The 16,161-nt window shown below is 73.1% G+C and carries 11 protein-coding genes; 5 read left to right on the top strand and 6 right to left on the bottom strand.

Annotation, left to right across the window (positions count from 1 at the left end):
- The first annotated feature begins 363 nt into the window (after positions 1-363).
- Both J2S58_RS13435 and J2S58_RS13430 read left to right on the top strand, forming a co-directional pair.
- Positions 364-2,430 (top strand): SPOR domain-containing protein, encoded by a 2,067-nt coding sequence (locus tag J2S58_RS13435; RefSeq protein ID WP_205256618.1) that lies wholly within the window; start codon positions 364-366, stop codon positions 2,428-2,430.
- Between the two features lie 137 nt (positions 2,431-2,567).
- Positions 2,568-2,888: a cupin domain-containing protein gene (locus J2S58_RS13430; protein ID WP_205256619.1), complete on the top strand. Its 321-nt coding sequence runs from the start codon at positions 2,568-2,570 to the stop codon at positions 2,886-2,888.
- A 43-nt stretch (positions 2,889-2,931) separates the two neighbouring features.
- Here J2S58_RS13430 and J2S58_RS13425 read toward each other — a convergent pair whose 3' ends face one another.
- Positions 2,932-4,983 carry an HNH endonuclease signature motif containing protein gene (locus tag J2S58_RS13425; protein ID WP_205256620.1) on the bottom strand — a complete coding sequence of 684 codons (2,052 nt, stop codon included), beginning with the start codon at positions 4,981-4,983 and terminating at the stop codon, positions 2,932-2,934.
- A gap of 709 nt (positions 4,984-5,692) precedes the next feature.
- Between J2S58_RS13425 and J2S58_RS13420 the strand changes: the two genes are divergently transcribed.
- The 3 genes from J2S58_RS13420 to J2S58_RS13410 are packed head-to-tail and all read left to right on the top strand — an operon-like array spanning position 5,693 to position 11,836.
- A complete protein-coding gene (locus J2S58_RS13420) occupies positions 5,693-10,516 on the top strand; it encodes an AAA domain-containing protein (protein WP_205256621.1) in 4,824 nt (1,607 codons plus the stop codon).
- 50 nt (positions 10,517-10,566) lie between these two features.
- Positions 10,567-11,148, top strand: a complete 582-nt coding sequence (locus J2S58_RS13415; protein WP_205256622.1) for a hypothetical protein — start codon at positions 10,567-10,569, stop codon at positions 11,146-11,148.
- A gap of 4 nt (positions 11,149-11,152) precedes the next feature.
- Positions 11,153-11,836: a TlpA family protein disulfide reductase gene (locus J2S58_RS13410; protein WP_306828547.1), complete on the top strand. Its 684-nt coding sequence runs from the start codon at positions 11,153-11,155 to the stop codon at positions 11,834-11,836.
- Here the strand turns inward: J2S58_RS13410 and J2S58_RS13405 are convergent.
- From J2S58_RS13405 to J2S58_RS13385, 5 genes are all read right to left on the bottom strand, one after another.
- Positions 11,787-12,263 carry a hypothetical protein gene (locus J2S58_RS13405; protein ID WP_205256624.1) on the bottom strand — a complete coding sequence of 159 codons (477 nt, stop codon included), beginning with the start codon at positions 12,261-12,263 and terminating at the stop codon, positions 11,787-11,789. The genes J2S58_RS13410 and J2S58_RS13405 overlap by 50 nt on opposite strands.
- A 100-nt stretch (positions 12,264-12,363) precedes the next feature.
- Complete coding sequence (locus J2S58_RS13400) at positions 12,364-12,969, bottom strand: response regulator transcription factor (RefSeq protein ID WP_205256625.1); 606 nt, start codon at positions 12,967-12,969, stop codon at positions 12,364-12,366.
- Complete coding sequence (locus J2S58_RS13395; RefSeq protein WP_205256626.1) at positions 12,966-14,270, bottom strand: sensor histidine kinase; 1,305 nt, start codon at positions 14,268-14,270, stop codon at positions 12,966-12,968. The genes J2S58_RS13400 and J2S58_RS13395 overlap by 4 nt, the downstream gene beginning before the upstream one ends.
- A 102-nt stretch (positions 14,271-14,372) precedes the next feature.
- Complete coding sequence (locus J2S58_RS13390; protein WP_205256627.1) at positions 14,373-15,116, bottom strand: ABC transporter permease; 744 nt, start codon at positions 15,114-15,116, stop codon at positions 14,373-14,375.
- A complete protein-coding gene (locus tag J2S58_RS13385; protein ID WP_205256628.1) occupies positions 15,113-16,033 on the bottom strand; it encodes an ABC transporter ATP-binding protein in 921 nt (306 codons plus the stop codon). The genes J2S58_RS13390 and J2S58_RS13385 overlap by 4 nt, the downstream gene beginning before the upstream one ends.
- Positions 16,034-16,161 lie beyond the last annotated feature (128 nt).

The raw sequence follows: 16,161 nt of genomic DNA, 5'->3' as shown, positions 1-16,161 counted from the left end.
GAAGCGTCTCGTGGCGCCGTCCTCCTGCCAGGCTGGGGCGGCCGGCCGGTCAAGGGCGACCGACCGGCGCGCATCCGGGCCCGACGTCGTCGCCCGCGTCCTGCCCCTCACCGGCGGAGCGGCCGCCCACCGTCCAGCGCAGCCGCCCACCGCCGCCGGCGGCTCCCCGTCCGGTCCCTCGGCCTCGTGTGCCGAACTCCCTGCTGCTGTCGATCACTCACGCTGCTGTGACGCTTCGCAGCACAGGGTGACGGTGCGCAGTCCGCCGTCGGGGCACGCCGCGCGTCCCTGCCGTCGACCCCATCGGGAGTTCCCGTGCATCTCGCGCTCCGCCCCCTGCGCCGCCCCCCTGCCGTGACGAGCATGCTGACCGGCCTCGTGCTGGTCGCCGGTCTCCTGTCGGTGGCCTCCCCGGCCGCGGCCGCACCCGCGCCCGTGCCCGTCCGTGCTGCCGCGGCGGCCGCCTGTTCGGTGGGCCAGAGCGGCGCCGGCGAACCCGTGCAGTCCTCGGGGCGGGCTGCCGTCCGCACGACCATCGGGGTGGCGAAGACGATGGGCGTGCCGCGCCTGGGCCAGATCGTGGCGGTGATGGTGATGTTCCAGGAGTCCTCCATCCGCAACCTGGCCAACGACGGGTCCAGCACGCAGGGCGCGTCGTGGTCCTCCCCGGGTCGGGCGTACTGGCTGGGGGTGACGAAGCTGTCGCTGAAGTACCCGCACGACCGGTTCGGATCCCGCGACGGCGCTTCCGACACCGATTCGATCGGCCTGTACCAGCAGCGCCCGTCGTCGGGGTGGGGCAACTACGGGCAGAGCACCGGGGTGACGGATCCCGAGGGTGTGGTGCAGCGCTTGCTGGATCCGCGGTGGGAGGCGATGGCGTTCTTCGGCGGTTCCCGCAGCGCAGCTCCGACGTCCGGCCTGCTGGACATCGCGGGCTGGCAGACCATGTCGCCGACGTACGCGGCGAATGCCGTGCAGCGCAGCAACTACCCGGAGTACTACGCGAAGTGGGAGGCCCAGGCCACCACGTACGTGGACAGCAACGCGGACGCCCCGGCGGTGGATCTGCCGTGGGTGCCCGGCGGCGGTGCCGGTGCCCTGGCCTGCACGAGCGTGCCGACCGATCCGGCGGCCGGCGAGGCAGGGCGCAACCCGGCGGGGTCGGCGGACGCGGCTTCCGTGTCGTCGCGCTCGGTCGTGGTGGCCGGGTGGGCGCTGGATCCGGACGCGATCAACGGTCGCACCGAGGTGCACGTGTACGACTCCGGCCCGAAGGGCACCGTCGGGTACCCGGGATTCTTCGCCGATCAGACCCGCGACGACGTCAACCGGGTCTACGGGACGGTGGGTCGTTTCGGCTTCACGGCGACCGTCCCGCAGAACGGCAACGGGGTGCACACCTACTGCGCGTTCGCGTTGAACATCGGGCGCGGCACCGGGAACACGGCGCTGGGCTGCAGGACGCTGACGCTCGGACCGGTGGGGTCGCTCGACGGCGTCGGGCAGACCCCGTCCGGTATCTCGGTGGCCGGCTGGGCCGCCGACGGCAGCGCCCCGGGCGCGCGTCAGCAGGTGCACGTCTACGTGACGGGCCCGGCCGGGACCCGGGGCACCCCGCTGACCACGGGCGGGGCGCGGGCCGATGTGTCGGCGGCGTTCCCCTGGGCCGGCGGTGACCGCGGCTTCTCCGGGACGGTGCCGACGGCCGGGGCGGGACCGACGACGGTGTGCGCGTACGGCATCGGAGTCAACCCGTGGACGCCGAACGAGCTGATCGGCTGCCGCACGTTGACCGTGCAACCCGCGCCGACCGTCGGCGCGCTGGACGACGTCCAGGTCTCGGGGAACACGGCCAGGGTCGCCGGGTGGACCTACGACCCGCAGAACGCGAGCGCCTCGATCCCCGTGCACATCTACGTGCGCGGTGCCGGCGGGCAGGTGGGGACCGCCTTCACCGCCGACGACGTCCGGACGGACGTGAACCGGGTGACGGGAGTGGCCGGCAACCACGGCTACAACCGCACCGTGTCCCTGCCTGCGGGCGAGAGCACGGTGTGCGCCTACGGGATCAGCACCAGCGGCGGGGACAACACCCTCCTCGGATGCCGCACGGTCCGGGTGGCCGCAGCCCGGTCGCAGGTGGTCGAACCGCAGTCCGTGGCGACCACGGAGGCACCGTCCGAGGTGCGACCGGTCCCGACCGTTCCTGCGCCGACCGTTCCTGCGCCGACCAACGCGGTCCCGACGGCCCCCGCGCCGACCGCCGCGGTCCCGACCGGTCCTGTCCTGACCACGGCGGCGCCGACCACTGCAGTGCCCACCACTCCGGCGCCGACGTCCACCGCTCCCGCTGCCCCGTCTGCGTCAGCGTCGTCAGTTTCGTCAGCACCGCCGTCCACGCCGTCGGTCGGCGTCCCGGCGGGCTGATCGGGCCGGGTGGGAGTCCGGCCGGGTGGTAGTCCGGCCGGGTGGGAGCCCGGCCGGGTGGGAGCCCGACCGGGTGGGAGCCCGACCGGGTGGGAGCCCGGCCGGCTGGGAGTCCGGCCGGGTGGGAGCCTGACCGGGTGGACATTGTCGCGGTCTCGGCCGAGCCCCTCACCGACGACGGTGTGACCCTGCGGAACATCCTCGCGTGGGGTCACACCGGTCGCTCCCGGATCGACGTCATCGACCTGCCCGCCGGGAGCTCCCTGCCGCGGCACCGCGCAGGCACCGACCAGACCCTGTACGTCATCTCGGGTCGGGGGCGGGTGGCCGGCGCCGACGATGTCGCCGCATCCGTCTCGGCGGGGCAGGCCGTCCGGTGGGTGGAGGGCGATGACCACACGACATGGGCCGACGAGCCGATGACCGTGCTGGTCGTCCAGACGATCGTGGAGACCTGAGCCGGACCCCATCCACCCCTGGCGACGGTGGGTCGAACCGGCGTCAGAACGGCGGCGGGTCGTCGTCATCCTGTCGCTCTCCTGTCCTGTGGGACGGGTCATCGTTCTCGACCTTTGCTGGGTCGGCTCCCGGCTGGTGTGCGCGGGGGATCCGTTCACGGAGGCGCGCTCGGACCAGCATGGAGACGAGGTCCGCCGGGTCGATGTCGAGTTCGGCTGCCATGCGGTGCAGGGACATCGGGGGAACGCCGACCGCACCGGGCGGGCCGGCCGGACCGGTGACCGCACCGGCCTGTTCGGCGGACTCGTCGGCGGGGCCGCCGCCCAGACGGACCGTCCATGTCTCGGGGATGGCGACCTGTCGGGGTGGGTCGGGGTAGGTGTGTCCGGTGGGGCTGGTCCAGGTGACGCCGAGGCCGGCGGGGTCGGTGGGTGAGGGCTGGTCTCGTCGCAGGGTCCAGTCGGTGTGGTGTTTGAACAGGTGGTGTCTGCGGCAGAGCGGGTCGAGGTTGCTGGTGGTGGTGTGTCCGCCGGCTGATGGTCGGTGGTGGTCGAAGGGGTTGCGGTGGTCGATGTCGCAGCGCCAGGCGGGTTGGCGGCAGGAAGGGAAGCGGCAGGAGTCGGTCAGGGCGGTGAGGTGGTCTCGCAGGTCTTGGCGTGGCCGGTAGTGGTGGGTGCCGGCGTGGGTGACGGCGCCGGTGGTGGGGTCGGCGAGCAGGGTGCACAGGGATGCGGCGGAGGCGGCGATGGTGCGGGCCATGCCGGCGGTGATGGCGCCGTACCCGGCGAGGTCGGCGGGCAGGTCGTCCAGGCCGGCGAGGGTGTGCAGGCCGAGGGTGACTTGCAGGTGGGGGCGGCGGCCCTGCCGGGACAGGCGCCGGGTGGCGCGCTGATCGGCGCGGTGGCCCCCGCCCCCGGTAGAGGCAGGGGCAGGGGCAGGGGTGACGCTGATGGATCCGGCGGAAGATTCACCGGCCCGAGGGATGGTGGTAGGCGGGGCGGGCGCCGGGGCGGCCGTGGAGTCGGCATCGCCGGTTGCAGTGTCATGCTTCAGAAGTGATGCTGCACCGGCGGTGTCGTCGAGGCTGGAGCTATTCGAGCCACCGGCAGTGGTCTCGACAGGGCCGTCGGCATCGACTCTCGGGGCGGTGGGGGCGCCCGCCATCCCGGCCGTATCGACGGTGACCGCCGCCTCTGCGGCGTCCAGGGCGTCGGGGGTGAGGTAGTCGGCGAGGTCGACCTGCCCGTGGGTGAGGATCTGCCCGGCGAGGTCGGTGAGCGCGTCGACTCGACGGGCCCCGATGGACCGGTCGTCGTCAGCGAAGCCGACGGTGTGCGTCGCGAGAAGGTCGGCCAACTGGAAGATGCTCACCGCGCCGTCCGCGGCCAGGTACGCCTTCAGGGTGGACATGCCGTCGGTGCCGGGCTGCACCGACAGCCCCCGCTCCTTGCGCGCCTGCTCGTGCCGTTCCTGGGCTCCGCGGGGGTCGACCGTGATGACGGCGGCTGCGGTGGCCTTGCGGGTCGCCGCGGTGGACTGCGCAGAGGCGATCGGCAGCACCCGGCCCTCCACCACACCGGCGAGGTGAGCGGGCAGCGGCGCGGTGTACTCCGCGATGACCCGGGCCTTGCCCCGGTCGATCACCCCGGACGACAACGCCGCCAAGGTAGCGGGCAACTCGGTGCACATCCGGATAGCGTCCCGGACCTTGACCCCGACGGTCACCGGGGAGATCCGCAGCGCCGCGGCGACCTCACCGGCGGCCATCGACTGCGCCGCATCCAGCACGAAAGACCCCAGCACATCCGGGTCAGGGTCACCGGCCGACGAGAGACTCCCGGCCAGACGGCCGGCCAACGCATGCGGATCGCCCGCCACACCCGGGACGGCGAACGCCGCCAGAGCGCGCATCTGCCACGCGGCCACCGCGGACATCAACCGCTCGGACTCCGCGATCGCATCGACCAGGTCAGCACCGGACATCGCACCCGAGTCACGGTCCAGCAGCGGCGGCAGCGGCGGCAGCGGCGGCAGCGGGGCAGCCGACAACACCGACCTCACCCCGCTGCTCGCTCCACTGCCGGACTCGTACACGTGTTCGATTCTAGGCCGATCAGCACCACTTCAACACTCCCCCACCGGGTGATCGGCGCCAGAGGCAAACATGGGCACGATCAACGGTCCGAAGACCGAGCAGCCTCGCAACCCGAGAACCACGGGTGAGATCGTCTGTGCAACAGACTTTCCGGCACAGCCGAGCCTCGATCGTGGGCCGCTGGCCCGACGTCACCGCGGCTCGAACACACCGGTGACACTCACCAGCCCGTGCCGACACCTGCTGACCTCGGCAGTGCCGACATCACGCTGGAGGTATTCAGGGTGCGGAAGGTTCGCGCAGTCGAGGACCGCAGTGGAGGCTTCCGCCGGACGGGACACCTGGTCACCAGGAGAGGAACGTCCGTACCCGTCCGAGCCTCGGCGCCCGGGGCGGGCACCTGACTCGTCACCTCTGGTCCATCAGCGAAATCTTCTGCTGTCAGCTGCATCTCACCTGGGGTGAGTCATGACGGGGTGGGTCCTGGCCGAGCGCCCGCTGCAGCACACGATCCGGATCCCGAGCCCCTCCCGTCCGCCGGAGGAGCCACCTTGACATCAGGAGATCAGCCGCGGTGGCCGGGCGCGACCCCGACGCTCCCCGCTCGAATCAGGTGCAGGACCCGCGACCGACCGGCCTGTCGGACCTCACTCCTACACTGACCCCCGTCGGGCGCAAGGATCCTGGCGCCGACATCTGGGGGACCGTGTGACATCGACAGTGGGGGCCGGGCGGCCGTCGGCGCGCGACCAAGCCCTCAACCTGATCGATTTCCTGGCGGCGTACGAGGCCCAGCGTCACCCACCGGTCCGCCGCGTGGCCGACCACGCGATGTTCGCCCTGGTCTCCTCCGGGCTGCCGGAGCATCCCGCCGTCCAGGTCACGCCGGACGAGAGCTGCTGGCTGGCCGTCGATTTCGTGGACCTCCCCCCGGCTCCCGTCGTACCGGCGGAGGTCGTGGAACTCTTGGTCGACGGGGACGCGCTCACCGCGCTGACCGAGCCGGTCGTCCTCACCCCACCGGCGCCGGCCGAGGGTGCGACAGCCGAGCTCGTCGACGAGCTGCCGACTCCCGGCCAGCAGGAGTGGGAACGGACGATCGCCCCGGCACACGAATGGATCCAGGAGGTGTGGCGGCCCTGGGCCGTGGCGACCGCCCTGGCACAGGCGGTGAAGCACCTGCACCGCAGTCTGTTCGAGCAGCGGGAACGACTGGCCCTCGACCGGGAGTCCGTCGAGCTGATCTGGGGTTTCGGGCGGCTCCGGTGGACCGATGCAGAGCAGGAACCGCCGGTGGTCGTCGACCATCCGGTGCTCACCGTTCCGGTGGAGATCGGCCTGGACCATCGCACCCAGCGCATCACCGTCGCACCGGCCGGGGCGGTGGACGTGGAGAGCCGCATGCTCCTCGGGCTCGCCCCGTTCGACCGCTCCGGATACACCGCGGTGCGGCAGGGGGTGCTGGACCAGCCGATCGACCCCTGGGACCCGAGCGAGCGGGATCCGTTGCTGCAGCGCCTCGTTCGCGCCGTCGACGATCACGGACTGCTGGCGGAGGGTGCCCCGTCCGGCTCCGCCGTCGTCGACACCTCCTGGACGGTCTTCCTGCGGCGTCGACTTCCCGAGTCCGAGGGGTTCCTGCTCGCGATGCGGGAGCTCTACCGGGAGGACGACGGTGTCATCCCCCCACCCCTGCGGGCCATCCTCACCACCGAGGACCCGACCGCCGCGACGGCCGACGGCACGGCCGCCCGACCCGTGACGGAGGGGCTCCTGCTCCTCCCGTTGCCGGCCAACGAGCAACAGCAGCAGATCCTCAGGCTCGCCCGTTCCCACCCGGGAGTGGTCGTCCAGGGGCCGCCCGGGACGGGCAAGTCGCACACCATCGCCAACCTCATCAGCCATTTCGTCGCCGACGGGAAGAGGGTGCTGGTCGTCGCCGAGAAGGAGCAGGCGCTCGCCGTCCTGGCGGACAAGGTGCCGGAGGAGATCCGCGACCTGACCGTGTCGGTGCTGGGCGCCGACGAGGACGGCCGCCGTCGACTCGGTGGTTCCATCCGGCAGATCCAGTCGCGCGTCGGTCAGGTCGATCCCGTGGTCGCCGACGCGCGCATCAGCCAGCTGGAGGGCGGCATCGACGATCTCGACCGACGCGCGGCTTCGCTGACCACTCAGCTCCGCGAGACACGGCGCGCGGAGATCACCGAGCTGCCGGGTGACTGGCTGGCCGGCGGACCGCTCACCCCCCAGGCGGCGGCGCAGTGGGTGTCCGAACACGAGGAGTTCGGGGCCGTTCCGGATCCCCTCACCCCCGCCACGCCCGCCCCGCTGACCACGGCCGAATTCGTCGAGCTCGTGGAACTCGTCCGCACGGTCGGCGCCGACGCCGCCCGTGAGGCCGGCCGAGCCCTGCCCGACCGGTCCCGGTTACTGTCGGGGGCCGACTTCCGCCGCATGATCGACGAGCACGTCCAGCTCGGTGCGCAGGCCGATCGGGGACGGACGGCACTGCGCCGGGACGGCGTCCGCGGCACCGACCTCCCGCACCTCACCGAACTCGCCGGCGCCCTGAACACCGAGGCCGAGTGGCGCCGGACGATCGACGGAGGCTGGCGGGCCCGCCTGCTCGCCCAGCACACCGACACCCGTCTGGTCGACGAGTGGGCCTCGGCCGCAGGGACGCTCGCCGCGCTCCGGGACCGCGCCTTCACCCTGCGGGCACGGCTGCGTGCGCATGCGGTTCGGCTACCGGAGACCACACCGCCCGACCTGGAACGCGACCTGCAGGACGCGGTGACCCGCCTGCGGGGCAGCGGGAAGATCGGCCTGTTCGCCCGCGACGCCAGACGCGCCCTGGAGGCGTGCACCGTGGACGGCCGGCCACCGGCCACGGCGGAGGGCGCCCAGCTGTGCCTCGATGCTCTCTCCCTGGAGGTGTTGCGCCATCAGATGGCCACGCTCTGGATGAACCAGGCCGGTCCCCTGGGCGCAGAACCGCTGGCCGGGTACCCGGAGGAGAGCCTGGGCGCCCGGCTGGACCAGATCCGGGAGTGCCGGGATGCCCACCAGCGCTGGGACGAGTTGCGCCATCGGCTGACCGCGGTGGGACTTGCGGCGCCCACCGACCCGACCGCCGACGCCCTCGACGACGCCGCCCACCTCACCCGGGCCGTGGCCGCCCTCGCCCGACAGCGGGCGGTCGACGAGCAGCTCACCGCTCTCGCGGGCGAACTGCGGACCGGTGCCACCGCGCCGGCAGCGTCCTCGCTCTGGCTCCGGTTCGCCGATGCCGCAGTGCATCGGGACGTGCGTGGCTGGGACGAATCCCTCGAGGATCTCGCCGGTCTCGAACGGATCGCCCTCCCCTCAGCCCGGCTGACGGTGCTCCAGCGGCGGCTGTCCGCCGCGGCCCCGGTGTGGGCGTCGGCGATCCTGCAGGACGCCGACGCGGCCGGCCCACCCGACGAGTTCCTGGCGATGTGGCAGTGGCGGCAACTGGAGACCTGGCTCGGGCAGGTGGCGGCCGGACACACCCCGGCGGAGTTGCAGGCCGACCTGGAGCAGGTCGCCCAGGACCGTCGCCGCGCCGTGACCGAACTGGTCAGCGAGAAGGCGTGGCGGCGCCTCGTCGACAATCTCGGCCATCAGGAGCGACAGGCCCTGCAGGCGTACGTCGCCGCGGTCAACCGATACGGCAGGACAGGGGGGAAGTTCGCCCAACGGTGGATCACCGAGATGCGGTCCGCCCTGGAGGACGCGACCACGGCGGTGCCCGTGTGGATCATGCCGACATCCCGGGCACTGTCCAGCTTCCGCCCGGCGGCCGTCCCCCCGTTCGACGTGCTCATCGTCGACGAAGCCTCCCAGATCGGCTTCGAGGCGCTCCCGCTGCTGTCCCTGGCGTCCTCCACGATCATCGTCGGCGACGACAAGCAGACCAGCCCGGAGCACGTCGGCCTGGACCGCGCCCGGATCTTCGACCTGATGGACGACTTCCTCCGCGACATCCCGCGCTACCGAACGGTCTTCGATCCCGACAAGAGCCTGTACGACCTGGCCATGCTGCGGTTCTCCCGCCCGGTGATGCTGACCGAGCATTTCCGCTGCCTTCCCGCCATCATCGAGTTCTCGAACCGGCATGCCTACGACGGGCAGATCATCCCGCTGCGCGACCGGCCGCCCCGACCGGGCTGGCAGCCGTTGCAGCTGGTCCGGGTACCCGACGGATTCCGACGCGGGTTCGTCAACGAACCGGAGGCCGACGCCGTCGTCGACCTGCTCGAACGACTGCACGGCAGCCCCGACCACGACGGCATGACCTTCGGGGTGGTGTGCCTGCTGGGCACCGCCCAGTCGACCCTCGTCCGCGACCGGCTGTACGACCGGCTCGGGCCGGAGGTGTTGCTGCAGCGCCAGATCCGGGTCGGCGAGGCGGCGAACTTCCAGGGTGACGAGCGGGACGTGATGGTGATCAGCACCGTCGTGGCCGTCGATCCCACCCGACCGGACACCCGGTTCGGCGCCATGACCAAGGAGGCGGACCTGCGGCGGATCAACGTCGCCGCTTCCCGGGCCCGCCACCAGATGTGGGTCGTCACCTCCGTGGACAGTTCGATGCTGCCGAACGGCGACCTGCGCGCGGCGCTCATCCGACACTGCAGCGACCCGGCCGAGGTCGAGGAGGCCCGCACCGACCTCCTCGAGCGATGCGAATCCGAGTTCGAGAAGCGGGTGGTGCGGGCCCTGCTCGAACGCGGGTACCGGGACGTCACGGTGCAGCACAAGGTGGGTCGCTACCGGCTGGACATCGTGGTCTCCGGTCCCGACGCCCGACTCGCCATCGAGTGCGACGGCGACCGCTGGCACGGGGACGACGCCTGGGACCGTGACCGCGCCCGGCAGGAGGTCCTGGAACGGGCCGGGTGGACCTTCGAGCGGATCCGGGGCTCCTCCTTCTTCCGGGATCCCGCACTCGCGATGGAGCCCGTGTGGGAGCGGCTCGACTCGCTGGGCATCCCGACCGGGGACCATCGGACCGGTACCCGACCCGGAGCCGCTCCGTCGGCCGTGGCCACGACCTCGCCCCGGGCGACCGCGCCACCACCGGCCGGGGGGCAGCCCGGACCCACCGGGGACCACCACGGGCCGGACCATGTCGGGCCGGAACACGGCGAACCGGACCACGCCGAACCGGACCACACCGAACCGAGCCCCGACCGGCCGGAGCACGACCTGGAGCACGACGGCCCGACCCCGGACCCATCCGAGCCGCCGGCCGCCGCCGCCGAGCCTGCCTGGCAACCTCCGGCTTGGTATCGGGCGTTGTCCGCCGACGATCCGCCCGCGGCCGCACGGGCCGAACAGCGTCCACCGACGCCACCCGCGGCACCGACACCGGGTACCCCGGGACCGGGTGCTGCACTTCGGCTGGAATCAGGGCGGACGTTGATCTTCCCGGCCACGAGCACGCGGCAGCGGGGTGGCCTGCCGCGTCGGACGGGCAGACCCGGCCGGACGAACCGATCGGGCTGAACGCGCCGAACCAGCTGGAAGAGCCGACCCGGCCGGACGGTGATGGCCTGTTGAACGAACAGGACAAGCCGCACCTCGCCAGCACCGCAACCGCCCCCGCTCCCGCTCCCGGCGCCATCCCCGCCACCAGCACCATCGGCAAGGCGCCGTACCGGACGTGGACGCCGGAGCCCGTGCCGCCGGTGAGCGACGTCGCGCTGCCCGCGGTCGTGCAGGGGCTGGCCGCCATCGTCGCCGCGGAGGGGCCGTTGCACGCGGGGCGCGCCTACCAGCTCTACGTGCAGGCCTCCGGCGGGCACCGGGTCGGTCGGGAGATCCGGCGCATCCTGGACGGCGCGGTCGACGAGGCCGTCCGGCAGGGGGCTGTCGACCGGGTGCAGGACGCGTACACCCGCACCTCGGAGGCCACCCTGTTCCTCCCGGGCGCACCGAGTGTGCAGGTCCGGGAACGCGGCCCCCGCAGCCTTTCCGAGATCCCGCGGGGAGAGGTCCGTGCCGTCCTGGATCGCCTCGACCCGGGGATGAGCCCGGCCCAGCTCAAGCGGGCCGTCCTGCACGAGTGGGGTTTCGGGCGACTCACCGGGCCTGCCGAGCTGTACCTGGACGAGTGCCTCCGCTATGCGGCACGGTGAAGCCGTGGACCACCACCGCGACGCCGAGCTCCGGGTCCCGGTGACCCCGTCGAACCCGGCCGCCGCCCCCGTTCGCTCCCCGGGCGGCCGCGTCACCCGATCCCGCACCGTGGTGCGCCGCGCGGGCCTGACGGCCGGTGTCGGCCTGCTCCTGCTGGCCGGTGCGTGCAGCACCGGCGACGATGCGGCCGTCTTCGGGGGGACGTTCACCTTCGTGTCCCCGGACGGCGCGCGGGACCTGGCGTATCCGCCGGAGGAACGGGGCACCGTCGGCAACCTGAGCGGGACCGACGTGACCGACGAGAGCCACACGGTGAGCCTGGACGACTACGCCGGCGAGGTCGTCGTGCTGAACTTCTGGGGCTCGTGGTGTTCGCCGTGCCGCGCCGAGGCCGACGACCTGAACGCCGCATCGGACGACCTGGCGGCGGACGGCGTCCGGTTCCTCGGCCTCAACGTCCGGGACACCCGGAGCGGCGCAGCAGACTTCACGGCCGGTAAGCAGACTCCGTACGCGTCGATCTACGACCCGGGGATGACCACGCTGCTCTCCCTGCGGGGCTTCCCCACCGGTTCGATCCCCTCGACGATCGTGCTGGACGAGGAGCACCGGGTCGCCCGGATCTGGCTGGGTGCGGTCAAAGCCGCGGACCTGGTTCCCGCGGTCCGGGAGATCGCCGCGGAGTGACCTGCTCCGCCTGACGAGCGGACCGCCGGGCCAGCAGCACCACGCCCACCAACCGGTCGCGACCGACCCCGTCCAGGCTCACCAGCGACGACCGGCCCCGCACCTTGACCAGGACGCTGGACTCGCCACTCCCCGGCGGATAGACCGCCTCGACCTGCGACCAGAGGATCGTCCGCCACCGCAACGGTGCGACCCGCACGCGGACCCCGTGCCGCCCGATCACCGTGGCCGGCACCAGCACGGTCCCCACCAGGGCGATCGACGAGACGACGATGAACACCCATCCCCATGCGAAGGTGCCGTCCCGCTGCACGTCGACCAGTCCGGTCACGAGCAGCAACCCCCAGAGGAAGGTGCTGATGACCAGCATCGTCCCGGACGCCCGATAGCGGCCGAGGGTCCGCTCCGCAGCGCCCTGATCGTCCACGTCACCCCCGCCACCGGTCGTCGCTCTCCCACCATGGTCCACGTCCCGGCGTCCGGGCAGGTCGACCGCACAGAAGACCGGAGCAGACGGCCGGCTTCGTTCAGAGCCAGCCGCGATCCTGCGCGACCCGGGCCGCCTCCACGCGGGTCCGGGCGCCGGTCTTGCCGATGGCCTGGGACAGGTAGTTGCGGACGGTCCCCTCGGACAGGAAGAGCCGGGCGGCGATGCCGGCGACGGTGGCACCGTCGGACGCGGCACGGAGCACATCGGCCTCGCGGTCGCTGAGCGGCGTGGCCCCCAGGGTGAGGGCGGACGCGGCCAGGGCACGATCGATGACCCGCTCGCCGGCCATCACCGCACGGATGGCGGCGGCCAACTCGGCCACCGGCGCGTCCTTGACCAGGAACCCCGCCGCCCCGGCCTCCATGGCCCGCCGCAGGAAACCGGGACGGCCGAACGTGGTCAGCACGACGCAGCGGCAGCTCGGCAGTGCCGTGGCCAGGGCGCGAGCCGCTTCGATGCCGTCCTGGCCGGGCATCTCGATGTCCAGCAGCGCGACGTCGGGACGGTGCGCGAGGGCGGCCCCGGGCACCTCGTCACCGCGGCCCACCTCGACGACGACCTCGATGTCGGGCTCCAGGTCGAGCAGCGCCCGCAACGCGCCCCGCACCATCGCCTGGTCCTCGGCGAGCAGGACCCGGATCATGCCCTCACCCCGTCCGCGGTAGCACCGGCGGCACCAGCGCCTCCGACAGTTCCCCCAGCACCCCCAGCACCCCCAGCACCCCCAGCACCCCCAGCACCCCCAGCACCGACCGGCAGGGGCACCTCGACCCGCAGCCGATACCCCCCGCGCGGGCCGGCCCCGGCGGTCAGCGTCCCGCCCAGGGCGGCCACCCGCTCGGTCAGGCCGGTCAGTCCGGATCCCGCCGCGGCCCCGGCCCCCGGGCCCCGCCCGTCGTCATCCACGGTCAGCGCCGCACTCGCCCCCGGAGAAGTCGACCCCGGAGAACGCGACCCCGCAGCGCCGACCGCACCGCGCACCGCGATGCGGACCGTGCGGGCGTCGCTGTGCCGCAGCACGTTCGTGGTGGCCTCCCGCACCACCCAGCCCAGGGCGGTGTCCACCGGCTCGGCCAACACGGGGAGCTTCGCGTCGGTGTGCACGGTGATTCCGGACCCGCCCAGCGCAGCCCGCGCCTCGGATACCGCCTGCGCCAGGGTGACCTGCCGGTAGCCGCTCACCGCCTCCCGCACCTCGGCCAGCGCGCGGCGTGCGGTGGCTTCCACGTCGGCCATCTCCCGCCCGGCCCGTTCGGGGTCGGCGGTGGCCAACCGGCGGGCCAACTCACTCTTCAGCGCGATCAGCGAGAGGGAGTGGCCGAGCAGGTCGTGCAGATCGCGGGCGAATCGTTGCCGTTCCTCGTCGACGGCGAGCCGGGCCAGCTCGGCCCGGGCGGCGGACAGCTCGGCGTTGGCGACGATGAGCGCGCGGGTGCCGCGCAGGGCGAATGCGGTCAGCAGACACAGTGCCGGCAGGAACGTCAGCAGCCAGGCGCGGTCGAGGACCACCACGCCCAGGCAGAGCAGCGTCGCGACGCCGGTCACCGGCCAGACCCACCGCGCCGGCAGGCTGGAGGCCGCCCCCGCGCACACGTAGATCAGCAGACCGGCCCAGTTCGGACCGAACAGCACCGGCAGCACGACGGCGAGCACCGCGACCACGACGAACGGCGGGCGCAGCGCCCCGACGGCGGTGAAGCGGTCGAGCACCCCCAGGTACGCGATCGCGAAGACGACGAGAACGGCACCGACCAGCACCCGGACCCACACCGGCCGATCCACCGAGATCAGGTCGAGCACCGGGAAGACCAGGAACGTCAACCACGGCAGCGACCAGCCGATCCGCAGCCGGCGGGCCGGCCGGTACGGGGAGCCGGCACGGGCCGGCTTCGGCGCCCCCAGGAACGATCCGGTGCCGGACGGAGTCGTGCCGGACGGAGTCATGCCGGTCCACCCCTCCCTCGTCACGGCGGTCGCAGCCCCACCCGCCGGCACCCCGCCCGCCTGTGTCCGGCCTGTCGGTGTCACGGTCGGAGTCTGCCCGGTTCAGCCGGCGACGGCATGCAGCGGACGACGCCGGGCGACGGCCAGCGCGCCGGCCGTGAAGAGCACGGTGAAGCCGAGCACGACCAGCCCGGAGACCACCGGGGGCTTCCCGGCGAGGACGTCCCGACCGAGCTGCCCGTACCAGGACGAGGGCATCACCCGGGACACCGCGGCCAGCCCGGACGGGAAGAGGCTCACCGGGATCCACAGACCGCCCAGGGCCGCGAGGATGATCGACAGGATGCCGATGGCCCCGCCCGCGGCCCGTTCGTCCAGGGCCAGGCCGAGGAGCAGACCGAGCGCGACGAAGGCGGCCGACCCCGCCCACAGCACGGCGATCAGCGTCAGCCAGGTCAGCGCCCCGAGCTGCACCCCGTTGACGAACCGGCCGACCAGCGCGACCACGAGCAGGCTGGGCAGCACCAGCACCGCGCCGACCGCGATGTCCGCGCCGAGGACGGCGCCGGTCGTCATCGGGGTGACCCGGAGCTGCCGGAGCCAGCCGGACGCCCGGTCGAAGGCCAACCGGATGGTGGCGCCCAGAGCTGCGCCGAGGGCGCCGTACGCCATCATCGAGACCATGTAGTCCGCGGCGTAGGCCTGGTACTCCGCGGGGCCCCCGGCCTGTCCGCCGAAGATCTTGGTGAAGAAGACGGTGAAGAGCGCGGGCAGCAGCACGGTGAAGACCAGGTACTGCCAGGACCGGGCGATGCGGCGGAGCTGGAAGAGGAAGAGATCGGTCATCGCTGGGCTCCCGTGCTGGTGAGGGTGAGGAAGGCCTGCTCCAGGCTGGCGCCGTGCACCTGCAGATCGGGTAGGCGCTCGTGGCGGGCCAGCAACGCGCGCAGTGTGCTCTCGACGTCGGTGGTGGCCAGCTCGACGGTGTCGCCGTCCCGCCCCACCCCGGTGACCCCCGGCACCGCGACCCAGCCTTCCGGCGGCGGCTCCGGGCAGCGGAAGCGCACCGTCCGCCCCGCGATGCGGGCCTTGATCCGTGCGGCGGACCCGTCGGCCACCACCCGGCCGTGGTCGACCACGACGACCCGGTCGGCGACGGCGTCGGCCTCGTCCAGGTGGTGGGTGGCGAAGACGACGGTGTGCCCCCGCTCGGCGAGCCCGGACATGGTGCGCCAGAACGCCTGTCGGGCCTCGACGTCCATCGCCGAGGTCGGTTCGTCCAGGATGAGCAGCGGCGGCGTGCCCACCAGGGCCATGGCCAGCAGCACCCGCTGACGCTGTCCCCCGGACAGCGCGTCGGTCCGTCGTCCCAGCAGGTCGCCGATGCCGGTGGCGGCGGCCAGCTCGGCGAGCGGCCACGGCGTCGCGTATCGGGACCCGATGAGGCGCAGCACCTCTCCGACGCGGGACTCGCTGGGCAGCCCGCCGTGCTGGAGCATCGCCCCCACCCCACCCGCGGCGACCGCGGCGGCGGGTTCCCGGCCCAGCAGCGACACCCGACCGGCGCTCGGCCGGAACAGGCCGAGCGCGGCGTTGACGACGGACGACTTGCCCGCGCCGTTCGGACCGAGCAGGGCGACGGTCTCCCCGCGGTGGATGGTCAGGTCCAGGCCGTCGACGGCGAGGGTGTCGCGGTAGCGGACGGTCAACCCGGCGATGTCGATGACGGGTGCGGAGCGGTCGGTGGCGTCCTCGGCTGGCATGGACCCAGCCTGGCCGGGACGGCCCGGAGCGCGGCAGTGCCGGATGTCGTCGGCCCGACATGACATCTGTCAGACCCCGACCCCGACCCCTGCCCGGGTCAGGTGCGTGTCAGCGCCGTGTGCGCCGG

Origin of the sequence: Nakamurella flavida (assembly GCF_030811475.1) — a bacterium.
GTDB lineage: Bacteria > Actinomycetota > Actinomycetes > Mycobacteriales > Nakamurellaceae > Nakamurella > Nakamurella flavida.
The sequence above is the reverse complement of the archived record's forward strand: the minus strand, read 5'-3'. Positions and strand labels throughout refer to the sequence as shown.